The organism is Streptomyces roseifaciens, assembly GCF_001445655.1.
GTDB lineage: Bacteria > Actinomycetota > Actinomycetes > Streptomycetales > Streptomycetaceae > Streptomyces > Streptomyces aureoversilis.
Window position 1 is genome coordinate 2,232,435 of the sequence record NZ_LNBE01000004.1, and the last position, 22,742, is coordinate 2,255,176.

Below are 22,742 nucleotides of genomic sequence, written 5' to 3' on the forward strand. Positions count from 1 at the left end.
CGCCATGTCGCAGGCAACAGCACCGGAACCGATCCCCGCCGATCAGCTCCACTTCGCCATGCCGCCGAAGCACGACACCGTCGAGGAGGAGCGACGTCACCGCAAGGAGCGGCTCGCGGCGGCGCTGCGGCTCTTCGGGCGCTTCGGGTTCGAGGAGGGGGTCGCGGGGCACATCACCGCGCGCGACCCCGAGTTCACCGATCACTTCTGGGTCAATCCGTTCGGGATGTCGTTCAAGCACGTCACCGTGAGCGATCTGATCCTCGTGAACCACAAGGGGCAGGTCGTCGAGGGCCGGTACCACGTCAACCAGGCGGCGTTCGCGATCCATTCGCAGGTCCACAAGGCCCGGCCCGACGTCGTCGCCGCCGCGCACAGCCACTCCACGTACGGCCGGGCGCTGTCCGCGCTGGGGGAGCTGCTGGAGCCGATCACCCAGGACGTGTGCGCCTTCTACGAGGACCACGCCCTCTTCGACGACTACACGGGCGTCGTGGTGGACGAGGAGGAGGGGCGCCGGATCGCCACGGCGCTCGGGCCGCACAAGGCGGTCGTGCTGCGCAACCACGGGCTGCTGACCGTGGGGGACTCCGTGGACGCGGCCGCGTGGTGGTTCGTCACCATGGAGCGCTCCTGCCAGGTGCAGCTCGCGGCGAAGGCGGCCGGGAAGCCCGTCCTCATCGACCAGGCGAGCGCCCGGCACACGCGCGAGCAGCTCGGCAACGACCTGGCGGCGTGGATCAACTACCAGCCGCTGTACCAGCAGATCACGCGGAGCGAGCCGGAGCTGCTTGGCTGACCGGGCGGGCCGCCTGCCCGGGATCCGGGAGGGCTGCCGCCCGGGTCCCGGGAGGGCCGCCGCCGGGGATCCGGGAGGGGCCCGCGACCCCCTCCTGTCGGCGGGGGTCGCTCGTTCTTCCGGGCGCCGTTTCAGGGCATTCGCCCTGCCTACGATGGTCAGGAGCCGGGGCGTAGCCGCCCCGGCTCCTGCATGCCCGGAGGGCCGTCGCGCCCGGATGATCAGAACCTGGTAGGAGAACCATGCGCCGCCTCTCCCGTTGCGTCGGGCTGTCCGCCGCCCTGGCCCTCGCCGGCCTGGCCGTCACCGGATGCGGCGGCGGTGCCGAGGCCGAGGGGAAGCCGGGCCGGAAGGCCTCCTCGCCGTCCTCGTCTGCGGCGTCGTCGGGCTCGCACTCGCCCTCGGCGGGCCCCGTGACCGAGAAGCCCGCGCCGGCGGCGAAGATGCTGCCCGGTGCCGCGCGGACCGTCCGGCCCGAGATAGCCCCCGCCAACGGCGAGAAGGTCGGCGTCGGCCAGCCCGTCGCCCTGGTCTTCAAGCAGCAGAAGGTCTCCAAGGAGCTGCGCGCGGGCATCGAGGGCCGGCTGAAGGTCTCCACCTCGCCGCAGGTCCCGGGCGCCTGGCACTGGAACGAGACCAAGGGCGACACCCGGGTCCACTTCCGGCCCGAGAAGTTCTGGCCCGCCGGGACCAAGGTCACCCTGGACGCCCGGCTGGCGGGCGTGCAGCTCGCCGAAGGCACGGCCGCCGCCGGCGACCGCACGGTCTCCTTCACCGTCGGCGACTCGATGGTCAGCACCGTCGACCTCAAGGCCCGCAAGCTGACCGTCGTCCGCAACGGCAAGACGCTGCGCACGATCCCGGTCAGCGGCGGCGACGAGAGCAAGGGCTTCGGGACGCGCGGGGGCATCAAGACGATCCTCGCCAAGGAGGGCCGGGTCGTCATGGACTCGCTCTCCATCGGCATCCCGCGCAACCACCCCGACGGCTTCTTCGGGTCGTACGACTACAGCATGCGCGAGACGATCAGCGGCGAGTACGTGCACGCGGCCCCCGACAACGCCGAGTCGTTCGGCAAGGAGAACGTCAGCCACGGCTGCATCGGCATGTCGACGGAAGACGCCAAGTGGCTGTACGGGCTGAGCCTGAAGGGCGACGTCGTCCAGGTCACCGGCAGCACCAAGCCGAAGCCGATGGACCGCTTCGGCAACGGCTACGGCGACTGGAACATCAGCTGGCAGGAGTGGCTGGAGGGCAGCGCCCTCGGCGTCCGCACCGGGGCCTGACCAGTGCGCCGAGGCCGCGCTGGCCTGATCCCACGGCTCACTCTCAGGCCTCCGGCCTCGGAGGCCGTCCCCGGTACCCAGGTTTATCCACAGGGCTGAACGCGTTTCGCCTCCCGTCCGTATGGTTCGGATGACGACCAGGACGGACAGGACGGAACGGAGAGGCGGCGGACGCCATGGGCTTCATCGGGCGCGGAAAGCAGGGGGAGAGCGCGCAGTACGCACTGCTGCCGCTGCGCATCTTCCTCGGCATCACCTTCATCTACGCAGGCCTCGACAAGATCACGGACTCCGGCTTCCTGGCGGACAGCGGGCCCGGCTCGATCGGCGAGCTGATGCGTACGGTCCGCGGCTCGTCCGCCGTCCCGGGCCTGGTCGACCTGGCCCTGAAGAACCCCGAGGGCTTCGGCTATGCGATGGGCCTCGGCGAGTTCGCGGTGGGCGTCGGGACGCTCTTCGGCATATTCGCCCGCGTCGCCGCGGCCGGCGGCGCGCTCATATCGCTCAGCCTCTGGCTGACGGTCAGCTGGCAGACGACGCCGTACTTCTACGGCAACGACCTGATCTACCTGATGGCGTGGCTGCCGCTGGTGGTGGCGGGGGCGCCGGTGTGGTCGGTGGACGCGGGGCCGCTCCGGGCATCCCGCAAGCCGATACGGAAGCCGTCGCGCAAGCCACGGGCCAAGGCGTCCGCGAAGTCTCCCGCGAAGTCGCCCTCGAGGTCGTCCGGAAAGCCGTCCGGAAGGCCTGCTGCCAAGTCGCCGGGGAAGCCGTCCGCGAAGCCTGCTGCCAAGTCCATAGCCAAGCCGGCAGCCAAGTCTGCAGGTAAGCCGTCAGGCAAGGCGCCGGGCGGGTCCGGGAAGCGGTAGGCGGCAGGCGGCAGGCGGCAGAGGCAGGCCGGCCGAAGGTGGCCGTGGCCGTGGGCGTGGGCGTACGGGCGGGAAGCCGCTGCCGTGCGGCCTGCACCCGCCAGGGGTGGGCCCAGTGCCCGCGCGGGCGACGGCAGTCCGCAGGCCGGCCCTGGGCGTACGGGCGGGAAGCCGCTGCCGTGCGGCCCGCGCCCGCCAGGGGTGGGCCCGGTGCCCGCGCGAGCGACGGCAGCCCGCAGGCCGGCCCTGGTCGTACGGGGCGGGGAGTCGCCGCGTGGCGGCCGCGCCCGCCAGGGCGGTCCGCGCCCGCCAGGGCGGTCCGTGCCCGCGCGCAGGGCTACCGGTCCCGGCCCGCGCCCTTCCTCCGGCGGACGGCGAAGGCCACGGACGACACCACGCCCGCCAGGCAGAAGCCCGCTCCCAGCACCGGCAGCAGCACGTACGAAGGGAAGTGCAGATCCCCGCGGGCCGCCCCCAGATACGCGACGGCGCACCCCAGCAGGACGAGCCCGACGACCAGCTTGCCCGGCTCGAAGTCATGACGACGCACGGTCCACCTCCACCTGACCGATACCGACCTTGAGCAGGACCTCCAGCGTTCCGCGGGACGGCTTCCCGGACGGGGGCTCCAGCGTCATCCGCTTCGTCTGCCCCGGCCGGACGTCGACGTCGTCGCGCGCCTCGCCGGGCAGGCGGATGTCGCCCACGCCCACGTCCAGGGTGATCCGCGCCGTGACGTCCTCCGGGAGGACCAGCTTGAGCTGGCCCGCGCCCACTTCCGCGCGGGTGGCGACCGTGCCGGCCCGCGGCCAGGACAGGCCGGTGAGGTCGAGCACGCCCACGCCGCTGCCCACCCGGTAGTCGCCGCGCACCGCGGAGACGGCGTCGGGGCGCCAGGTGGTGCGCGTCCAGTCGGTGGAGACCGACTTGGGCAGGGCGGCCGCGCCCGCCAGCAGTGCGCCCGTGAGGACGGCGGCGACGACCGTGCCTCCGCCGGTGCGCCCGTAGCGGGAGCTGACGGCGATGCCGAGGCCGAAGACGGCCAGCGCACAGGCCAGGCCGGTCTCCAGGCAGGTGCCGAGCGGATGGTGGCGCCAGGTGAGGCCGGCGCCGAGGCAGAAGGCGGCGACGGCCGTAAGGAACGTCCAGCCGCCGAGCGGCGTCCCGGCGCGGGCCGGGCGGAGCCGGGCGGGGGGACGCTCCCGCCCGTCCTGCGGTTCGTCGTCCGGACCCCACAGATAGCCGGTCTCGGCGCCCAGCGGGCCCGTCGTGCCGTCCTTGATGATCGGGTCGCGCCACCAGGAGGGGCCGCCCGGGGCGGGCGGGGCCTTGGTCTCGGGCGGGGGCGCCGACGTCTTCTGCGCCTTCTGGGCCGCGGCGACGGCCGCCTCGGCCTCGGGCTCGTGCCGGTGGTACGACCAGTAGGCCGCCCCGGCCATCACTATGGTCAGCATCAGCGCGAACGACATCACCGCGCTGTTGTTGAGCATCGACAGGAACAGGCCGCAGCCCACCAGCGCGCACAGCACCGCCGTCAGCGCCGGACCCTCGACCCGGCCCGAGAGCATCCTCCGGGCCTCGTTCTCCTCCTCCCCCTCCAGGGGGATCAGCAGCCACGCGAAGCCGTAGACGATCAGACCCAGGCCGCCGGCCACCGACAGCACACCGAGCACCACCCGGAAGATCACGGGATCCACGTCGAAGAAGCGGCCGAGGCCGCCGCACACTCCGGACACCACTTTGTGCTCCCGGCTGCGCCGCAGCGGCGGCCGGGCGTCCTGCGGATCACCGTGAACCGGACCCGCCTGATGCGCGTCCTGGGTGTTGGGTGTGTCGGTCATATGGACATGGTGTCAACCGGAACGCGCTTGTGGCACACCCGGCAACCCTGGCCGTTCCCTGAGATCGCCCCTGAGAAGGTGCCGTATATCGTGTCGCGACACAGCACAGCAGGGGAACCGGAGGGCTTCGGGGTGGATGGGGCAGTGTCCGGACAGGCGGTGTCCGGGCCGGGGCCGGACACCGGTCGGCTGGTCGCAGGGCGGTACCGCCTCGTCGACCGGATAGGCCGCGGCGGGATGGGCACGGTCTGGCGCGCCCAGGACGAGCTGCTGGACCGTCAGGTCGCGCTCAAGCAGATCCACGTCTCGCCGTACCTGGACGACGACGAGCTCGCCACGCTCTACGAGCGCACCCGCCGCGAGGCCCGCAGCGCCGCCCGGATCAACCACCCCAATGTGGTCGTCGTCCACGACGTCGTCGACGACCGGGGCCTGCCCTGCATCGTCATGGAGTACGTGCCCTCCAGAACGCTCGGCGACGTCCTCAAGCACGGGACCGTCACCCCGGACGAGGCCGCCCGCATCGGGCGCGGCATGATCGCCGCCCTGCGCGCGGCCCACGCGGCCGGCGTGCTGCACCGCGACGTGAAGCCCGGCAACGTCCTGCTCGGCCACGACGGCCGTGTCGTCCTCACCGACTTCGGCATCGCCCAGTCCACCGGCACTTCCACCCTCACCAAGACCGGCGAGATGGTCGGCTCGATCGACTACATCGCGCCCGAGCGCGTCAAGGGCGCCAAGCCCGGCCCCGCGTCCGACCTGTGGGCCCTCGGCGCGACGCTGTACCAGGCGCTGGAGGGCCGCCCGCCGTTCCGCAAGGACACGGCCGTCGAGACGGCCTACGCGATCGCCATGGACCCCCTGGAGCCGCCGCGCCGCGCGGGCGCGCTCACCCGCCTCATCGAGACCCTGCTCGCGAAGGACCCGGCCGTACGGCCCCCGGCCGACCTGGCCGAGCAGATCCTGCGCGAGCCCGCCGCCGAGTCGGAGACCGCCTACATGCCCGCGGCGGAGCAGCGCCGCACCCCCGCGCCCGGCCCCTGGGACGACGCCGCGGACCGCGGCACCACGGCGGCCGGGCGGACCGCGGCGACGGCGCCGACCGTGCCGGCCCCGTCGGCGGCACCGGCCGCTCCGGCGGAGACCGCGGCCCCCGCGCCTGCGGCTGCCCCTGCAGCCGCCGATGTCACGGCCACGGCAACAGCAGCGGCCGTGACACCTGCCGCGTCCAGCCCGGCCCCGGCCCCGGACTCGGACACGAAGGCCGGGGGCAGCGCCCGCGCCGGTCGCCCTGCGCGCACCGGCCGCAGCCACCGCCCCGTCCTGTGGAGCGCCCTGGCACTCGTCACCGTCGCCGGCATCGCGGCCGGCGCGTACTTCATGACCGGCGGCGACCAGGAGGACGACGACCCCGCCCCCCGTGCCGCGTCCGGCCAGGAAGCCTCTGCGAGCCCGAGCGAGAGGAAGAGCGCGGCCCCGTCGCCGGTGCCGGACCCGCCGCGCGGCTACCACCTGGTGACGGAGAAGGCGGCCGGCGTCTCCTTCCCCGTACCGGACGGCTGGAAGCGCGGGAAGCTCAAGGAGAGCGACGAGATCCTCTACACCGACCCGAGCGGGCTGGTGGGCCTGCGGGTCTCCGTCCTCGACCTCGCGAGCAGCGACCCCCTCCAGCGCTGGAAGGACGACGAGACGAAGTCCGTCAAGGAGGGCAAGCTGCCCGGCTACCACCAGCTGCGCATGCAGGGCACGGAGTACCGCGGGCAGCCCGCGGCGATCTGGGAGTTCACGTGGCAGGGCCGGGCGCGCGAGTACCGGGCCGCCGACCTCGGGTTCGGCCGCCCGGGCGAGAAGGAGTACGCGATCTACCTCTCGGCGCCCAAGGCCGACTGGCACAGGCACAGCCAGGTCTTCGACGTGGTGCGCGAAGGATTCCGGCCCGCCGCCCAGTAGGCCCGTCGCCGGCCGGCGCCCCGGCACCAGTAGGGGTCCCGTCAGGGGCGAACCCTGATGCCCCGGCCCCCGCGGACATGTGACGATCAGTACATGACCGCCCCCGCCCGCCCGCAGCACCCCGACGGCCCACCCCTGCGCAAGCTCTACCGCAGCGCCGAGGGCCGCATGCTCGGCGGTGTCGCGCGCGGGCTCGCCGGGCACCTGGGCCTGCCGGTCTCCTGGGTGCGTCTGGTCTTCGTCGCGCTGCTGATGGCCCAGGGCATGGGCGCCGTGCTGTACGCGGTGTTCTGGTTCGTGGTGCCGCTCGGCGTGGGCGGCGTCGGGGCCCCGCGCCCGGCCCCCGCCGAGACGGGCTCCGACGGCCGCCGGCGCCTCTTCGCCCGCAAGCCGGACCGCGGGCAGGTCGTCGCCCTCGTCGCCCTGGTCATCGGCGCCGCGATCTTCGTGGACAACCTCCACCTCGGCCGCGCCAACGCCTACATCTGGCCGCTGCTGCTCGTCGGCGCGGGCGTCGCCCTCGTCTGGCGCCAGGCCGACAACGCCCGCCGGGCCCACTGGATGGAGGTCGGTCGCAGCAAGCGGGTCCTGCCGCTCGCGCGCGGCGCGGCCGGCGTGGCCCTCGCCGCCGCCGGCGTCACGGGCATCGTCGTCCTCCAGGGCTCGGCCGAGCACCTGGGCACCGTCCTGCAGGCGTCGCTGGCGGTCCTGGTCGGCATAGCGCTGCTGGCCGGTCCCTCCCTCGTGCGCATGACCCAGGACCTCTCCGCCGAGCGCACGATGCGCATCCGGGCCCAGGAGCGCGCCGAGGTCGCGGCCCACGTCCACGACTCCGTCCTGCACACCCTCACCCTGATCCAGCGCAACGCCGAGGACGCCCGCGAGGTCGCCCGCCTGGCCCGGGCCCAGGAGCGCGAGCTGCGCGCCTGGCTCTACCGGCCCGAGGGCCGCGGGAAGGACGAGGCCGAGCAGCCCGACACCCTCGCCGAGGCCGTCAAGGCCACCGCGGCCGAGGTCGAGGACCACCACGGCGTGCCCATCGAGGTGGTCGTCGTCGGCGACTGCCCGCTGGACGAGGGCCTGGCCGCCCAGATGCAAGCCGCCCGTGAGGCCATGGTCAACGCCGCCAAGTACGGTGGCGAAGGCGGCGCCGTCCAGGTGTACGCAGAGGTCGAGGGGCGTACGGTCTTCCTCTCCGTGCGCGACCGCGGCCCCGGCTTCGACCTGGACGCGGTGCCGGACGACCGCATGGGCGTCCGCGAATCCATCATCGGCCGGATGCAGCGCAACGGCGGCACGGCGAGACTGCGGTCCGTGCCCGGTGGGGGAACCGAAGTGGAGCTGGAAATGGAGAGGGCGGAGAACGCGTCATGACGACCGAAGAGACGGTGCAGCGCCACGCACGGGTCGTGCTGGTGGACGACCACCGGATGTTCCGTACGGGCGTGCAGGCCGAGATCGGGGCCACCGACCGGACGGGTGTCGAGGTCGTCGGCGAGGCCGCCGACGTCGACCAGGCGGTCACCGTCATCACCGCCACCCGCCCCGAGGTCGTCCTGCTCGACGTCCACCTCCCCGGCGGCGGTGGGGTCGAGGTGCTGCGCCGCTGCGCGCCCCTGATGGTCGACGCCGAGCGCCCGGTCCGCTTCCTGGCCCTGTCCGTCTCCGACGCCGCGGAGGACGTCATCGGCGTCATCCGCGGCGGCGCCCGCGGCTACGTCACCAAGACCATCACCGGCGCGGATCTGGTCGACGCCGTCTTCCGGGTCAAGGACGGCGACGCCGTCTTCTCCCCGCGGCTGGCCGGCTTCGTCCTCGACGCGTTCGCCTCCACCGACGCCCCGCCCGTGGACGAGGACCTCGACCGGCTCACCCAGCGCGAGCGCGAGGTGCTGCGCCTGATCGCCCGCGGCTACGCCTACAAGGAGATCGCCAAGCAGCTGTTCATCTCGGTGAAGACGGTCGAGTCGCACGTTTCGGCGGTGCTGCGCAAGCTCCAGCTCTCCAACCGCCACGAGCTGACCCGGTGGGCGACGGCCCGGCGCCTGGTCTGACCCTGCCGCCGGATCCCCGTCGGGGATCCCGTCGGGGATCGCCGCCCTTCCGGCCCGATTTCGGATAAGCCCGGCTCCTGCCGGGGGAGGGGCGGAACCCCGGCGGCCCGCTCGCACTCTTGAACGGACGAGAGGCTCTCACTCACGCAGGGCCCCGGCCCCGCGCGGGGCCCGAGATCCGAAACGAGAGCCCGATGAGCCTGACGGGGACCCCCTTCCTCCTCACCACGGTCGCGCTGGTCGTGGTGGCCCTCGTGCTGCCGCTCGCGCTGTGGGGCAGGATCGGCGGCCCCAAGCTCGTACGGCACGCGGCGCGGCTGCTCATGCTGCTGTTCGCCCAGGTCACCGCGATAGCCATGGTCTTCGTGATGGTCAACAACGCCAACGGGCTCTTCGACAACTGGGACGACCTCCTCGGCACCGGCGACCACGTCCGGACCGCGGCCGACCTCGGCCCGGACGGCACCGGCGGCAAGAACCTCGATGCGGCGCCCAGGAACCCGCAGAAGTTCAAGCCCGCGTCCGACAAGCGGATGGGCCCGGGCGTGCAGGAGACCCAGTTCAAGGGCCACATATCGGGGGTGGAGGGCGAGGTCTACGTCTGGCTGCCGCCGCAGTACGACGACCCCGCGTACAAGGACAGGAAGTTCCCGGTGGTCGAGGTGCTCCCCGGCTTCCCCGGCTCGGCGAAGGCCTGGTTCGGCACGCTGGAGGTCAACAGCCAGCTCAAGCCGATGATGGAGAAGGGCGAGGTCGAGCCCTTCATCATCGTGGCCCCGCGCACCACGCTCCTCGGTGACGTGGACACCGGCTGCGCCAACATCACCGGCAAGGTCAACGCCGACACCTGGCTCAGCGTCGACGTCCGCAAGATGGTCACGGACACCTTCCGCGCGCAGGAGAAGCCCGAGGGCTGGGCCGTCGCGGGCTACTCGGCGGGTGCGCACTGCGCCGCCAAGCTGGCCGTCGCCCACCCCGACCGCTACCGCGCCGGCGTCAGCCTCTCCGGCTACAACGACCCCGCTGGCGAGCCCTCCTCGCTGACGGCGAAGACGCCAGGGCTGCGCGACGAGAACAACGTCCTGAAGATGCTCCAGCGGGCCAAGACCCCGCCGCACGTGGCGCTGTTCGTCTCCGGCGCGGAGGGCGACGGCTACCAGGGCGGCCTGGCGCTCAAGCAGGCGGCCAAGCCGCCGACGACGGTGCACGTGACGAAGGTCCCCGCGGGTGCGGGCGGCCACGGCACGGCCGTGTGGAAGCGGCAGGTCCCCGACGTCTTCCGCTGGCTCTCGCAGCAGATCAAGCCGTAGTCCGGACCCGGGCGACCTGCAGGGGTCCGGCCGAGGCCGTCCTCTGTGCCTCCTCTGTGCCTCCTCGATCAGGTGAGCGTGGTGTCGCCCCGGGCCTCGAAGATCTTGCGCAGCCCCGAGGCGATCCGATCGCACTCCTCGGGGGTCAGGACGGACAGGATCTCCTCGTAGTCCCGCAGGTGGGCGACCATGGCCTCGTCGATCAGTGCCTTGCCGCGCTCGGTGAGGCGGATCCGTACCGATCGCCGGTCGGCGCGGTCGCGGATCCGCTCGACCAGACCCTTGTCCTCCAAGCGGTCCAGGCGGTTCGTTACGGCGCCCGGGGACACCATGGCCGCTTTCGCGAAGGCGCCGGCGCTGAGCGTGTAGGGCGGGCCCGAGCGGCACAGCGTGGACAGCACGTCGAACTCGCCCACGTTCACGCCGAATTCGTCACTGATCCTCTTGAAGTGCTGGTCGTACACGCGCTGCATGCGCTGCACGCGCCCCAGCACCTCCACGGACTGCAGGCTGCCCGCCAGCTCGGGCCGTTCCTTGCGCCACTGCTCGATGACCAGGTCCACCGCATCGGTCACGTCATCACCCACCCTCTCCTCGATTGATTCAACCCTAAAAGACTTGACGTTGAACAAGCAAGCATGCTGTTATTTCAACGTCAAAAGATCTGGCGTTGAAGGACCTCAGGAGCAGCAATGACGACCGCAGACCACGGAACCCTGAAGCTCTCGTACTCCGACGGCCGCCCGGCCACCACCGGCGTCGAGGCGGTCAACCGCGTCCTGCGCACGGTGGGCGTGCGGGTCGGCCGGGTTCCCGTTCCCGAGGAGGCCCACCCGCTTCTGGAGGCGTCCGAGGACCGGGCGCTCTCGGAAGAGGAAGGCGCGGAACTGCTCGCGCTGTTCAGCATGCACCGGGGGCAGCTGGTGGAGCAGATCGAGCTGGCCGGCCGCTGCCCGGAGGCGCACCGGGGCGGATACCTGAACACCTCCGAGGCCGGCGTTCCCCCGTACCCGAAGGTGTACGACATGAAGACGATGGACGCCGACGCCCGGCACGCCGTGCAGGCGCGCTTCGGCAGGCTCCACGTGAACAGCTCCGACCACGGCGTCGGCGTCGACGAAGTGATGACGGTCGTCTCCGGTGGCCCGTGGACGTGGTTCTACCTGCTGCCCGACGGCGTGGTCGCGAAGCTGTCGGTGGGCGCGGTCGAAACCGGCGATCCGGCCTGGCGCCTGAGCTACCCCGGCCTGGGCCCCCACGGCGCCTACCTCGACGCCGAGCACGGCCTGATCGTGGCCCACGTCCACGGCCCCGAGGAGTTCGTCATGCGCTACGAGGAACCGAGCGTGGACGGCGCACAGGCGCTGGGCACGAATCCGTGGATCGACTTCAGCGGCGACGCCCCGCGGCTGCTCGGCGAAGTGACCGCGCACTGACCGGCGCCCACGGCGAACGCCTCGTGCCCGCCCTCTGATCCGCCCCTCACCCGCAGACACACGAACCGGCAGGAAGAGACATGCCCACCACCACCGGGGCGGCCGCCACGCGCACGCCCTCCCTCTCCGCCTCGCCCTCCCCCTCCGCCGCCGAATCCGTGCGTCGCGTCCCCATCCTGTGGCTGGCGCTGCTCGCCACACCGGTCGCCGCCGCCAACAACGCGACCGTCCTGATCCTCGACGACATGGGCCGCGCACTCGGTATCAGCACCGCCGGCGCATCATGGCTGGTCACCGTCTTCGCGCTGGCACTGGCGATCGCGACACCGCTGATCGCGACGCTGGTGCGCCGGCGCGGCACGCGCACCGCGCTGTGGCTGAGCGCCGCCTTCGTCGCCGTCGGGACCGCGGTGGTGGCCACCTCACCGTGGCTGCCGCTCACCCTCGCCGGGCGGGCCGGTCAGGCGGCGGGCGGAGCGGGCATGGTGGCCATCGCCATGAACCTGGCCGGCACCGCCCGCCGCATGGGCGTGATCAGTGCCGGGTCCGGGATCCTCGGCGCAGTGGGTCCGCTGCTCGGCGAGCGCCTCACCGACGGCCTCTCCTGGCGGGCCGCCCTGGCCGTCGTACTGGTCACCCTCCTGGCCGTCCCGGCGGTCAGCCGCCACACCACCCGGGTTCCGGCCGCCGAGGGCCGCTTCGACGCCCGGGGCGCGGTACTGCTGGCGGTCCTGTCCAGCAGCCTCGTCCTGCTGCCGTCGAACCCGCTGCCCGCCCTCGCCGCGGCAGTCGTCACCGGCGTCCTGCTGTCCCTGCACATACGCCGCCGCCCGGACGGCTACGTCCCGGCAGCCGCCCTGCGCTCCCGGCTCTTCCGCAGTTCGGTCCTGATGGCCCTCGCCCTGTCCGCGTCGTACTTCACGCTGCTGTTCGCGATCCCGCGGCTGGTCGCCGACCGGGCCGGCTGGTCGACCGGCTCGGTGGCCACCGGCCAGATGGCCGCCATGATCACCGGATCTCTGCTCACCCTCGTCTTCGCGGCCGTCGCCGCGCGCCTGGGGCGGACCAGGGTGCGAGCGATCCTGCTCGTGGTGGGGGCGCTCGCCGCAACGGCAGCGGTCTTCGCCCACAACGCGATCATCCTGTTCGCGGCCATCGGCTTCGCCGTCTTCAGCGCCACCGGCGTCAACGCCACCCAGTCCATGATCGCGGCCTCCGCCGTCCCCGATTTCCAGCGCCCCACCGGTATCGGCCTGTTCCAGCTCGCCTACCTCATGGGCGGAGCCCTCGGCCCGGCGCTCGCCACCATGCTGGTCCTCGGCTAGCACCGGCGTGGAGGCGGGCGTGTGCGCCCGGGGTTCAGCGGTGCGCGGCGACGCAGGCCTGCTCACACCGGCCGCGACGCCCCCGCGAAGGGCATCTGGTCGACCGGGGCGATCCGGACCGGCGCACCCGGGTGCGGAGCGTGGATCATTTGCCCGCCGCCGATGTAGAGCCCGACGTGGCTGATGCCCGAGTAGAAGAACACCAGGTCGCCGGGGGCGAGGGCGCTCCGGGAGATCCGCCGGCCCGCGTTGATCTGGGTGTACGTGGTGCGCGGCAGCGAGACGCCCGCCGCCTGCCAGGCGGCCTTGGTGAGTCCCGAGCAGTCGAAGGCGGCGGGGCCGGTCGCCCCCCACACGTAGGGCTTGCCGAGCGCGGAGTACGCGAAGGCGACGGCCCGGGCGGCCCGCTCCGTGGGGGCCTGCACGCCGCCGTGCGGTACGGCCGCGCGGTCGGCCGCGGCCGTCGCGGCGCCCGCCGCCCCGGCGGCGTCCCCGCGCTCGACGGCGGCGCGCTCCTCGTCCGGCAGCTCCGCCAGCACCCTCCTGGCCTCCGCGAGCTTGCCCTCGACGGTCCGCTTGTGGCGGGCGAGGCCGGCCTGCTCGTGCTTGAGCTCCGCGAGGCGGGCGTCGGCGGCCCTGCGGACCTGCCGGATCTCCCGCACCTCGCGCTCGTAACGGCTGACGGCCACCGCCTGGCGGCTGCCCGCCTGGTGGGCCAGGGAGGCCCGCTCCAGGTACTGGCCGGGGGAGGAGGAGAGCATCAGCTGCACGCCCGGGGGCATCCCGCCCTCGCGGTACTGGGCGGTGGCGTAGGAGCCCAGGGCGTTGCGGGCCGCGTTGAGCCGCTCGGTCCTGCGGGCGGCCCGGTCCTGCAGCTCTTCGAGGGCGGCCTCCGCGCGGTCGGCCTTCTCCTTGGCGCCGTTGTACCGCTCGGTGGCCTCCTCGGCCTCCCGGTAGTACCGGTCGACCTGGGATCTGAGCTGGGCCGTGGAGGGCGGGGGAGCGGCCTGCGCGGTGCCGTCGAGGAGCGTGGCGGTGGCGGCGCCCGCGAGGGCGAGACCGGCCGCGGTCCGTACGGTGCTGCTGGTGAGCGGGTGCTGCCTGGGCTTGCGGTGCGCTGCTGCCACGCCGGCCGTCACTTCCTTCCAGACCTGCTGTTCCTGCCCTGCCCGCCGGGCCCTGTGGCCGCGCCGGACGGTGACCGGCGGCGGTCCGTCGCGAGGGGGGAGCGCGCGGACCGCCGCCGTCTGGGCCAGGACGCTATTCCGCAGGGTCACGCTCCAGAACACAGATGACCGGTAGTGGATGAAATCGATCAGCGCGCTTTGGCGGGTGATCATGTCGACCCCGCCCCCGCGGATGGATATATGCCGCCCGTGACCGAAGTGGCGATTGCGCCCCACCTGCCTGCCCGTGGGTGATATGGCCCCCGCTAGGGTCGGCCTCATGGACGTACTCATTCACGCCGTCGTCGGCCTGCACATCGTCGGCATCGGCGCGCTGCTCGGCGGCTTCATGACCCAGATGAAGGCCATGGGCAGGGGCGAGGCGCGGATGGTGCCCGCCATGCTGCACGGCGCACTGACCATGCTGGTCACGGGCGTGGCGCTGGTGGGCCTCAACCAGGCGCAGGACCACACCCTGAACATGGTCAAGATCGGCACGAAGCTCGCGCTGCTCGTCGTGATCCTCGGCCTGGTCTACGTCAAGCGCGACGACGAGAAGGTCCCGGCCCCGGTGTTCGGCGCGGTGGGCGCGCTGACCCTGGTGAACATCTTCATCGCGGTGATGTGGGTCTGACCTCCGCCGTGATGCGGTGGTGCGGCCGGTGCTGCGGTGCGGCGCCGGCCGCGCCCGCGCTGTGGGGGTGACCACTGTCGCCGGGAATCGGGGCCCGGCTGTCAGTGGGGCGGCCTAGACTCGGGAGGCGATGAGCAGCCTCTTTGACGACAGCTTCCTGGCGGACCTCGGCCCCGCGGACGAGGAGCACCCCCCTCCCCCGGAGGACGCGGCCCCGGAGCCGGTGCCGGACGATCTCTTCCAGGGCGCCTTCGACGTGCCCGTCCCCCGCGAGGCCTACTACCGCGACGGCGCCCACCGGCCCGCCGTGGACCCGGCCGCGCTGCTCGAGGGGATGAACGAGCAGCAGCGCGCCGCAGTGGTGCACAAGGGCTCCCCCCTGCTCATCGTCGCCGGCGCCGGCTCGGGCAAGACGCGCGTGCTCACCCACCGCATCGCCCACCTGCTGGGCGCCCGGCACGTGCACCCCGGCCAGATCCTCGCGATCACCTTCACCAACAAGGCCGCGGGCGAGATGAAGGAGCGCGTCGAGCAGCTCGTCGGCCCCCGGGCCAACGCCATGTGGGTGATGACGTTCCACAGCGCGTGCGTGCGGATCCTGCGCCGGGAGAGCAAGAAGCTCGGCTTCACGTCCTCCTTCTCGATCTACGACGCGGCCGACTCCAAGCGGCTCATGGCGCTCGTCTGCCGGGACCTCGACCTCGACCCGAAGAAGTTCCCGCCGAAGTCCTTCAGCGCGAAGATCTCGAACCTGAAGAACGAGCTCATCGACGAGGAGGCCTTCGCGGCGCAGGCCGCGGACGGCTTCGAGAAGACGCTCGCCGAGGCGTACGTGATGTACCAGTCGCGGCTGCGCGAGGCCAACGCCCTCGACTTCGACGACATCATCATGACCACGGTGCACCTGCTCCAGGCCTTCCCCGACGTGGCCGAGCACTACCGCCGCCGCTTCCGGCACGTCCTGGTCGACGAGTACCAGGACACCAACCACGCGCAGTACACCCTCGTGCGCGAGCTCGTCGGCACCGCGGAGTCGTCGCCGGAGGAGGGCCCGGCCGAGCTGTGCGTCGTCGGTGACGCCGACCAGTCGATCTACGCCTTCCGCGGCGCCACGATCCGCAACATCCTCCAGTTCGAGGAGGACTACTCCGACGCCACGACGATCCTGCTGGAGCAGAACTACCGCTCCACGCAGACGATCCTCAACGCCGCCAACGCGGTCATCGAGCGCAACGAGAGCCGCCGCCCGAAGAACCTGTGGACCGAGGCCGGCGCCGGCCCGTCCATCACCGGCTACGTCGCCGACACCGAGCACGACGAGGCCCAGTTCGTCGCCGACGAGATCGACCGCCTCACGGACGCGGGCGACGCCAAGGCCGGGGACGTCGCGGTCTTCTACCGGACCAACGCCCAGTCCCGTGTCTTCGAAGAGATCTTCATCCGCGTCGGCCTGCCCTACAAGGTCGTCGGCGGCGTGCGCTTCTACGAGCGCAAGGAGGTCCGCGACGTCCTGGCCTACCTGCGCGTCCTCGCCAACCCCGAGGACACCGTCCCGCTGCGGCGCATCCTCAACGTGCCCAAGCGCGGCATCGGCGAGCGCGCCGAGGCCATGATCGACGCCCTGTCGCTGCGCGAGAAGATCAGCTTCTCGCAGGCGCTGCGCCGCGTCGACGAGGCCTACGGCATGGCCGCCCGCTCGGCGAACGCGGTCAAGCGCTTCAACGTCCTCATGGAGGAGCTGCGCACGATCGCCGAGTCGGGCGCCGGCCCCGCCACCGTCCTGGAAGCGGTGCTGGAGCGCACGGGCTATCTCGCCGAGCTCCAGGCCTCCACCGACCCTCAGGACGAGACCCGCGTGGAGAACCTGCAGGAGCTCGCGGCCGTGGCCCTGGAGTTCGAGCAGGAGCGCGAGGAGGGGGAGCCCGGCACGCTGGCCGAGTTCCTGGAGAAGGTGGCCCTCGTCGCCGACTCCGACCAGATCCCCGACGAGGACGCGGAAGGCACCGGCGTCATCACGCTGATGACCCTGCACACCGCGAAGGGCCTGGAGTTCCCCGTCGTCTTCCTCACCGGCATGGAGGACGGCGTCTTCCCGCACATGCGCGCCCTCGGCCAGGCCAAGGAGCTGGAGGAGGAGCGCCGCCTCGCCTACGTGGGCATCACCCGCGCCCGGGAGCGGCTGTTCCTGACGCGCGCGAGCATGCGCAGCGCGTGGGGCCAGCCCTCGTACAACCCGCCGTCGCGGTTCCTCGAGGAGATCCCCGACCAGTACGTGCAGTGGCGGCGCACCGGGCCCGCGAAGCCGTCGGCGTCGATGAGCTCGATCGGCTCGGGCGGCGGTGCGGGCTCCGGCATCACGTCGGGGTTCACGTCCTCGCGTGCCAAGGCAGGGCCGAGCGGTTTTGCGACGCGGCGTGCCAAGGACCGACCGGTGGTGGCGCTCGCCGTCGGCGACCGGGTCACGCACGACTCGTTCGGGCTGGGCACCGTCGTCGGGGTCAAGGGCAGCGGTGACAACGCCGAGGCCACGGTCGACTTCGGCGAGGAGAAGCCGAAGCGCCTGCTCCTGCGGTACGCACCGGTCGAGAAGCTCTAGCCGTTCCACTGGATCCGCACGGGGGATGAGCCCCGGTCCGGCGGGATGGGCACCCGCCGTGGCCGGCGCTTCGTCCGTCGCCGACCGCTAGGTCGGGTCGTAGCGCCGACTGCTAGGTCGGGTCGTAGCCGTGCGCGCGCAGCCACGGCAGCGGGTCGACGGCGGAGCCGCCCGGCCGGACCTCGAAGTGCAGGTGCGGTCCGGTGGAGTTGCCGGAGTTGCCGGAGTAGGCGATGACGTCGCCGGCCTTGACCTGGCCGGAGCGGAGCTTGGTGCTGCTGAGGTGGCAGTACCAGGTCTCGACGCCGTCGGGCGACGTCACTATGGCCATGTTCCCGTAGGCCACGTTGTACTGCGTGCGGACCGTGCCGTCCGTGGCGGCCATGACCGGTGTGCCGTAGCTGACCGGGAAGTCGATGCCCGTGTGCACGGACATCCAGTTGACGCCCGCCTGGCCGTACATCGCGCTGAGGCCGTGCTGCGCGACGGGCAGGGAGAACTTCGGGCGCTCGGCCTCCTTGCGGGCCGCTTCCTCCGCTTTACGTTTCTTCTCCGCTTCCTGGCGCGCCTTGAGGTCGATGCGCTCCTGGGTGCGGTTGGCGCGGTTCGCGAAGTCGTCGGCGCCGTGGCTGAGGCTCGCGAGCTGGGTGTCCAGCTTGCTGTTGGCGACGGAGGGAACGGGCGCGCTGTCGGGGGCGGACGCCGCCTGGATCTCCTTCTTGTCGTCGCCCTGCCCGCCGGAGACGGTCGCGGCGGCGATCCCGGCGACCCCTATGACGGCGACCGACGGCACGGCGACGGTCAGCAGGGCCTTGCGGCGCGGCCGGTAACCGGTGCGGGCGGGCGCGCTCTTGCGGCGGCTGCTGCGGGTGGGGGTGTCGCGGGGGGCGTCGTCCGGGGCGGCCTCGTCGCGGGCCGGGGGGACGAACAGCATGGCCTGCGTCTCGGCGTTCGCGACGACACCGGCGGGGGAGGCCTCCGCCTTGCCGGCCGCCTGTCCGTCCGTTTCGTCCATCGCGGGCGCGGAGTCCATGGACGCCATGCCGGAAAGGTCGGTCATGCCGGAGAGGTCGGTCATGAGGGTCGGGGCGTGCTCCGGCTCGCCCTGCGTGCCGTCCACGGAGGCGAAGGCACCGGCATCCCAGATCTGGGTCTGGCCTGCGCCCGCCTCCCACTGGCCGGCCCCGGTCTCCCACTGGCCCGAGGTGTCCCACTGCCCGGACGTGTCCCTCCCCCGAACTTCGTCCGGGAGGTGCCCCCAGCCCGAGGCGTCCGCCGCCTGGCCGGAGCCGTCCCAGGAGGTGAACTGCCCGGTTCCCGTGGTGTCCCAGCCCTGTGCCGCGGGCTGGTCGGGGGCGGGTGCCTGGGCCTGGCCGGGGAAGCCGGTCTGGCCGGTCAGCTCCCAGTGGCCGGAGGTGTCGTAGGTGCCGTTCGCCCCCCAGGCGCTCGGCGTCATGGCGCTCGTGTCCCACTGCCCGGTGGCGGGGGCCGTGAGGCCGGCGGAGGTGTCCCACTGCCCGGTGGCGTCGGCCTGCCCGGCGTCGTAGGCGCTGAAGTCCCAGATCTGGGTCTGGCCGGTGACTCCGCCCCACTGACTGGTGCTGGCCCACTGGCCCGTGGTCTCCCACTGACCGCTGTCGTAGCCGTCGTACCCGGTGTAGTTGTGCGGTGCGCTCTGCTGACCGTACGACGCGTACTGCCCGTAGGAGCCATCCTGAGCGGGGTCGGACGGGCCGGGGCCCGCCGCCGGGTGACGGTCGTTCACCACCACTTCTCTTTCGCCGAGGGAGGAGAATTAGCGGCGACTGTACCCGGCGGTATGGGACGGCGACAATCTTCGTCACGTTTCGGGCGGCCGGGGCCCGGGCATTTAGCCGCCTTTTGGCTGACTGAACCCCGGAAAACCGATTTGACGTTCGATCCGCGTTCGGTTTCGGGGCCCCCGGGAGCGCCCCTGGAGCACCGGTGAATCAGGCGACGGAAGCCGCCCCCGACGCATCGTCCTGCGCCTCTTCCGTGGTCAGGGCCTGCCGTATGCCGGCGGCCACCTCCCAGTGCACCGGCAGGGCGAGGTGCCCCACGCCCGTCACCCGGACATTGCGTGCGCTCAGATCCGGGTGGTCGATGCGGGCGCATTCCACGGGCATCATCAATTGGTCCAGGTCACTCCAGAAACCGATGAATTGCGTCGCGCAATCCGGTGCGGGGCCCGCGAGTTCGGCGACGACGTCCGATCCCGGGCGCATCTGGCGCACCAGGGGATGCGCGGGCAGCAGCGACGCCGCGCGGGTGCCGGCGTGCGGCGTGCCGAGCGTGACCAGGGTCCTGACGCGGACGTCGCCGCCCATCCGCTGGACGTAGTAGCGCGCGATCAGGCCGCCGAGGCTGTGCCCCACCACGTCGATCCGCTGCTGCCCCGTGCGGGCGCAGATGTCCTCGATGTGGCGGCCCAGCAGGCGGGCGGCCGTGCGGATGTCGCAGGTCAGGGGGGAGTAGTTGAGCGATTCGACCTGCTGCCAGCCGTGCCGGCGCAGGGACCTGCGCAGCAGGACGAAGACCGAACGGTTGTCGATGAAGCCGTGGAGGAGCAGAACAGGCAGATGACCTTCTTGTCCTGTTTCGACTGATTCATGCAGTCCGGGCGTGTCGGGCGTGTCGCCGGCGGCCGGAAGCGCGGGCAGCGCCCGCCGGGGCGGCGGGCGCTCCTGGACGACACCGGTCGGGTACAGCAGCAGATGGCCGGTGAGAATCGCCAGCTCCAGCACCGTGGACCGGACGAGCGCGGTCGACGGGCGCAGCAAGGCGGCAAGGATGGTGATGAAGGGCAGGGTCCTCATGGCCGACCTCCCGAACGGCACCCGGGAAGCGCGGCTGTCGTCCCCCGTGTGCGCCCACGGGCAGCTGCGCACGACCGGCCGCACCGCTGTGCCGTGCGGCTGTCGGCACAGTGGTGCGGCGGCCTCGCCGCGGCTCCCCTCGCGACCGCCCGAAGACTCGCCACCCCGGCGACGCGGGTGGCTGGGCGACCCGTAAGACGCGGAAGCGCGCGGACGGTGCGTAGCGACGTGTTGTCCCACGTGTGATTTCCCCCTCGCTCCGCACCGCGAAACGGCCGCGTGCGGGATGCTGGAGATAACGTTCGTTCACATCCCTGGGCGCCGGTTACCGGCAGTCGTACATGGAGGCAGTGATGGGAGTGACCGGTCCGATCCGCGTGGTGGTGGCCAAGCCCGGGCTCGACGGCCATGACCGCGGCGCGAAGGTCATCGCACGGGCGCTGCGCGACGCCGGCATGGAGGTCATCTACACGGGCCTCCACCAGACGCCCGAGCAGATCGTGGACACCGCCATCCAGGAGGACGCCGACGCGATCGGCCTGTCCATCCTCTCCGGCGCCCACAACACCCTGTTCGCCAAGGTCCTGGAGCTGCTGCGCGAGCGCGACGCGGAGGACATCAAGGTCTTCGGCGGCGGGATCATCCCCGAGGCGGACATCGCACCGCTGAAGGAGCAGGGCGTCGCCGCGATCTTCACCCCGGGGGCCACCACGGCCTCCATCGTGGAGTGGGTCAACGCGAACGTCCGTCAGCCGACGGAGGCCTGACGGAGCCGGCGGGCAGCCCCGCCAGCTCCGCCCGCATCGTGGCCCGCAGCCGCAGCGTGCCCACGAGGCGCTGGAGCGCCTCCGCCCAGTACGCGGTGGCCCCGGCACGCCCGGGGGTGTCCGCGGCGGGGTCCTCCGGCAGCAGGGTCAGTGCCTCCAGCCGGTCCGCCTGCGCCGGGTCCAGGCAGCGCTCGGCCAGGCCCATCACCCCGCTGAAACTCCACGGATAGCCGCCCGCGTCGCGGGCGGCGTCCAAGGCGTCCACGATCGCCCGGCCCAGCGGCTCCGCCCACGGCACCGCGCACACCCCGAGCAGCCGGAACGCGTCCGACAGCCCGTGCGCCGAGACGAACTCCGCCACCCACGCCGCCCGCTCGTCCCGCGGCAGCGCCGACAGCAGCTTCGCCGGATCCCTCCACGAGGTGCCCTCGGCCGCGGGCGGGGCCGACGCGGGGCCCAGCAGCGCCCGCGCCCACTCCGCGTCCCGCTGCCGGACCGCGGCCCGGCACCAGGCGGCGTGCAGCTCGGGCTGCCAGCCGTCCGCGACCGGCAGCGCCACGATCTCCGCCGGGCTCCGCCCGCCGAACCGCCCGGACCAGGCTGCCGGCGGGGTCGCCTCCACGATCTGGGCCAGCCACCACGAGCGCTCGCCGCGCCCGGACGGCGGCTTCACCACGACGCCGTCGCGCTGCATGCCCTTGTCGCACTCGTGCGGCGCCTCCACCGCGATCCGCGGGCCCTCTCCCTCTCCCGTGCGGTCCAGGGAGACGCAACTGCGGGCCCGCTCGGCCATGCGGGCCGCGAGTGCCGAGCCGGGCAGTGCCGACAGCAGCTCCGCCGCAGTGGCCCGGACGTTGCGGCTCCGGTCGGACAGGGCGCGCTCCAGGAACGGCTCGTCCTGCGCGGACAGCCCCTCGCGCAGCGCGTCGAGGAACATCAGGCGGTCCTCCGCCCGCTCCGTCGCCCACGAGCCGGCGAGCAGTTCGCGGGCGGCCGCGGGGTCCCGCTGCCGTACGGAGGCGAGGAGCGCGGCCCGCTCGGCGAACAGCCCCTCCTCCCAGACCCCGGTGTCCGTGCCTGTGCCTGTGCCCGTGCCCGCGGCCGGGCCCGTGTCCGCGGCGGGGCCGGGCCGCAACGCGTACTTCCACTGCGGGTTGAGCGCCGCCAGCCAGCGGGCCCGGGGCCCGCCGAACGCGAGCGCCTCCTGCCGCAGATCGCTACGGGACCTGGCCGCCTCCAGGAGGGCGGGCAGAAGTGCGGGAGGCGCCTGATAGCCGTGCCCGTTGGCGGCGGCCAGCCACTGGGGCAACAGCTCCGTCAGATCCGGGGAGGCGCCCCGTCGCCCGCCACCGCCGCTGCCGCTGCGGTCCGCGAGCAACAGGGCGAGCCGCCGCCGGGCCGCCGGAGGCAACGGAGGCCGGGCGTCCGCCGGCGCCGGCGCGGGCCGGGCGAGCGCCGCGGCGGGCACCGCCCCGGCGCGCCGCCGCACGGTGTCCACCGCGGCGGCGTCCAGCAGCGCCACGGCCGCGTCCTGCCCGCCCCGCACCTCCACAGGCGGCACACGCCGCCCGGTCCCGAGCAGAGCGGAGGTGACGAGCTCGTCCCAAGTACGGTTCATGCGCTGCCTTTCCTGACGGATACGGCGGTACGGGCTGCCTGGGGCGGGCCCGGCACCGCCGGTGGGGTTGTGGGTGGTTGCTCGCCGTTGCGGCGGGGGTTGGGTGCCGGGCGAGGCTTGGCCGGTCGGCCGGGTGGCCGGTGGTTGCGGGTTGGGGGCCGGCCGCTTGTTTCCGCCGCGATGGTGATCAGCCGCAGCGGCGGTGTCCGGCGGTGCCGGGCTGCCTGGGGTGGGCTCGGCACCGCCGGTGGGGT

18 protein-coding genes and 1 pseudogene are annotated in these 22,742 nt (G+C 72.9%); 12 read left to right on the top strand and 7 right to left on the bottom strand.

Translation table 11 applies throughout. The features are described 5' to 3' along the window. Nucleotides 1-4 precede the first annotated feature (4 nt). The 3 genes and pseudogenes from AS857_RS27280 to AS857_RS38120 all read left to right on the top strand — a co-directional run. Entirely contained in the window at nt 5-799 is a 795-nt protein-coding gene (locus AS857_RS27280) for a class II aldolase/adducin family protein (protein WP_058045859.1), read from the top strand. Between the two features lie 242 nt (nt 800-1,041). After that, on the top strand, nt 1,042-2,085 hold the full coding sequence (locus tag AS857_RS27285) for a L,D-transpeptidase (RefSeq protein ID WP_058045860.1): 1,044 nt from the start codon (nt 1,042-1,044) through the stop codon (nt 2,083-2,085). 176 nt (nt 2,086-2,261) lie between these two features. Next, a pseudogene (locus tag AS857_RS38120) lies at nt 2,262-2,711 on the top strand (DoxX family protein); the annotation flags it as partial. A gap of 580 nt (nt 2,712-3,291) precedes the next feature. Here the strand turns inward: AS857_RS38120 and AS857_RS27295 are convergent. Beyond that, nucleotides 3,292-3,504: a hypothetical protein gene (locus tag AS857_RS27295; RefSeq protein WP_058045861.1), complete on the bottom strand. Its 213-nt coding sequence runs from the start codon at nt 3,502-3,504 to the stop codon at nt 3,292-3,294. After that, nucleotides 3,491-4,795 carry a PspC domain-containing protein gene (locus tag AS857_RS27300; RefSeq protein WP_058045862.1) on the bottom strand — a complete coding sequence of 435 codons (1,305 nt, stop codon included), beginning with the start codon at nt 4,793-4,795 and terminating at the stop codon, nt 3,491-3,493. Before AS857_RS27300 ends, AS857_RS27295 begins: the two co-directional genes overlap by 14 nt. A 237-nt stretch (nt 4,796-5,032) precedes the next feature. On the opposite strand from AS857_RS27300, the gene AS857_RS27305 reads away from it, so the two are divergent. The 4 genes from AS857_RS27305 (at nt 5,033) to AS857_RS27320 (ending at nt 10,109) form a co-directional block, all read left to right on the top strand. Continuing rightward, nucleotides 5,033-6,745 (top strand): protein kinase domain-containing protein, encoded by a 1,713-nt coding sequence (locus tag AS857_RS27305; protein ID WP_245700681.1) that lies wholly within the window; start codon nt 5,033-5,035, stop codon nt 6,743-6,745. A gap of 93 nt (nt 6,746-6,838) precedes the next feature. Further along, nucleotides 6,839-8,119: an ATP-binding protein gene (locus tag AS857_RS27310; RefSeq protein ID WP_058045863.1), complete on the top strand. Its 1,281-nt coding sequence runs from the start codon at nt 6,839-6,841 to the stop codon at nt 8,117-8,119. After that, a complete protein-coding gene (locus tag AS857_RS27315) occupies nt 8,116-8,799 on the top strand; it encodes a LuxR C-terminal-related transcriptional regulator (protein WP_058045864.1) in 684 nt (227 codons plus the stop codon). The genes AS857_RS27310 and AS857_RS27315 overlap by 4 nt, the downstream gene beginning before the upstream one ends. A 194-nt stretch (nt 8,800-8,993) precedes the next feature. After that, the gene (locus tag AS857_RS27320; protein ID WP_058045865.1) at nt 8,994-10,109 is read left to right on the top strand and encodes an alpha/beta hydrolase; all 1,116 of its coding nucleotides are present in this window, start codon (nt 8,994-8,996) and stop codon (nt 10,107-10,109) included. A gap of 68 nt (nt 10,110-10,177) precedes the next feature. On the opposite strand, the gene AS857_RS27325 is transcribed toward AS857_RS27320, so the two are convergent. After that, a complete protein-coding gene (locus tag AS857_RS27325; protein ID WP_245700536.1) occupies nt 10,178-10,696 on the bottom strand; it encodes a MarR family winged helix-turn-helix transcriptional regulator in 519 nt (172 codons plus the stop codon). Nucleotides 10,697-10,801: 105 nt separating this feature from the next. Between AS857_RS27325 and AS857_RS27330 the strand changes: the two genes are divergently transcribed. Beyond that, nucleotides 10,802-11,545 carry a hypothetical protein gene (locus AS857_RS27330; RefSeq protein WP_058045867.1) on the top strand — a complete coding sequence of 248 codons (744 nt, stop codon included), beginning with the start codon at nt 10,802-10,804 and terminating at the stop codon, nt 11,543-11,545. 80 nt (nt 11,546-11,625) lie between these two features. Beyond that, nucleotides 11,626-12,870: an MFS transporter gene (locus AS857_RS27335; RefSeq protein WP_058045868.1), complete on the top strand. Its 1,245-nt coding sequence runs from the start codon at nt 11,626-11,628 to the stop codon at nt 12,868-12,870. A 62-nt stretch (nt 12,871-12,932) separates the two neighbouring features. Here the strand turns inward: AS857_RS27335 and AS857_RS27340 are convergent, their stop codons facing one another. After that, nucleotides 12,933-14,009 carry a C40 family peptidase gene (locus AS857_RS27340; protein ID WP_058045869.1) on the bottom strand — a complete coding sequence of 359 codons (1,077 nt, stop codon included), beginning with the start codon at nt 14,007-14,009 and terminating at the stop codon, nt 12,933-12,935. A gap of 307 nt (nt 14,010-14,316) precedes the next feature. Here AS857_RS27340 and AS857_RS27345 point away from each other — a divergent pair, with 307 nt between their 5' ends. Continuing rightward, nucleotides 14,317-14,670, top strand: a complete 354-nt coding sequence (locus AS857_RS27345) for a hypothetical protein (RefSeq protein ID WP_058045870.1) — start codon at nt 14,317-14,319, stop codon at nt 14,668-14,670. A 130-nt stretch (nt 14,671-14,800) separates the two neighbouring features. Continuing rightward, nucleotides 14,801-17,266, top strand: coding sequence for a DNA helicase PcrA (pcrA, locus tag AS857_RS27350; protein ID WP_058045871.1), 2,466 nt, complete (start codon nt 14,801-14,803; stop codon nt 17,264-17,266). Between the two features lie 112 nt (nt 17,267-17,378). On the opposite strand, the gene AS857_RS27355 is transcribed toward pcrA, so the two are convergent. After that, the gene (locus AS857_RS27355; RefSeq protein ID WP_063804413.1) at nt 17,379-19,031 is read right to left on the bottom strand and encodes a M23 family metallopeptidase; all 1,653 of its coding nucleotides are present in this window, start codon (nt 19,029-19,031) and stop codon (nt 17,379-17,381) included. Nucleotides 19,032-19,236: 205 nt separating this feature from the next. Then, nucleotides 19,237-20,103, bottom strand: a complete 867-nt coding sequence (locus AS857_RS27360; RefSeq protein ID WP_058045873.1) for an esterase/lipase family protein — start codon at nt 20,101-20,103, stop codon at nt 19,237-19,239. 353 nt (nt 20,104-20,456) lie between these two features. On the opposite strand from AS857_RS27360, the gene AS857_RS27365 reads away from it, so the two are divergent. Further along, a complete protein-coding gene (locus AS857_RS27365; RefSeq protein WP_058045874.1) occupies nt 20,457-20,870 on the top strand; it encodes a coenzyme B12-dependent isobutyryl CoA mutase small subunit in 414 nt (137 codons plus the stop codon). On the opposite strand, the gene AS857_RS27370 is transcribed toward AS857_RS27365, so the two are convergent. Next, nucleotides 20,836-22,488 (bottom strand): DUF5691 domain-containing protein, encoded by a 1,653-nt coding sequence (locus AS857_RS27370; RefSeq protein ID WP_058045875.1) that lies wholly within the window; start codon nt 22,486-22,488, stop codon nt 20,836-20,838. The genes AS857_RS27365 and AS857_RS27370 overlap by 35 nt on opposite strands. Between the last annotated feature and the right edge of the window lie 254 nt (nt 22,489-22,742).

Bases quoted from the DNA above. Each gene is read 5' to 3' on its own strand.
- AS857_RS27280 (WP_058045859.1), top strand. From the start codon at position 5: ATGTCGCAGGCAACAGCACCGGAACCGATCCCCGCCGATCAGCTCCAC.
- AS857_RS27285 (WP_058045860.1), top strand. From the start codon at position 1,042: ATGCGCCGCCTCTCCCGTTGCGTCGGGCTGTCCGCCGCCCTGGCCCTC.
- AS857_RS27300 (WP_058045862.1), bottom strand. From the start codon at position 4,795: ATGACCGACACACCCAACACCCAGGACGCGCATCAGGCGGGTCCGGTT.
- AS857_RS27305 (WP_245700681.1), top strand. From the start codon at position 5,033: ATGGGCACGGTCTGGCGCGCCCAGGACGAGCTGCTGGACCGTCAGGTC.
- AS857_RS27310 (WP_058045863.1), top strand. From the start codon at position 6,839: ATGACCGCCCCCGCCCGCCCGCAGCACCCCGACGGCCCACCCCTGCGC.
- AS857_RS27315 (WP_058045864.1), top strand. From the start codon at position 8,116: ATGACGACCGAAGAGACGGTGCAGCGCCACGCACGGGTCGTGCTGGTG.
- AS857_RS27320 (WP_058045865.1), top strand. From the start codon at position 8,994: ATGAGCCTGACGGGGACCCCCTTCCTCCTCACCACGGTCGCGCTGGTC.
- AS857_RS27330 (WP_058045867.1), top strand. From the start codon at position 10,802: ATGACGACCGCAGACCACGGAACCCTGAAGCTCTCGTACTCCGACGGC.
- AS857_RS27335 (WP_058045868.1), top strand. From the start codon at position 11,626: ATGCCCACCACCACCGGGGCGGCCGCCACGCGCACGCCCTCCCTCTCC.
- AS857_RS27345 (WP_058045870.1), top strand. From the start codon at position 14,317: ATGGACGTACTCATTCACGCCGTCGTCGGCCTGCACATCGTCGGCATC.
- pcrA (WP_058045871.1), top strand. From the start codon at position 14,801: ATGAGCAGCCTCTTTGACGACAGCTTCCTGGCGGACCTCGGCCCCGCG.
- AS857_RS27360 (WP_058045873.1), bottom strand. From the start codon at position 20,103: ATGAGGACCCTGCCCTTCATCACCATCCTTGCCGCCTTGCTGCGCCCG.
- AS857_RS27365 (WP_058045874.1), top strand. From the start codon at position 20,457: ATGGGAGTGACCGGTCCGATCCGCGTGGTGGTGGCCAAGCCCGGGCTC.
- AS857_RS27370 (WP_058045875.1), bottom strand. From the start codon at position 22,488: ATGAACCGTACTTGGGACGAGCTCGTCACCTCCGCTCTGCTCGGGACC.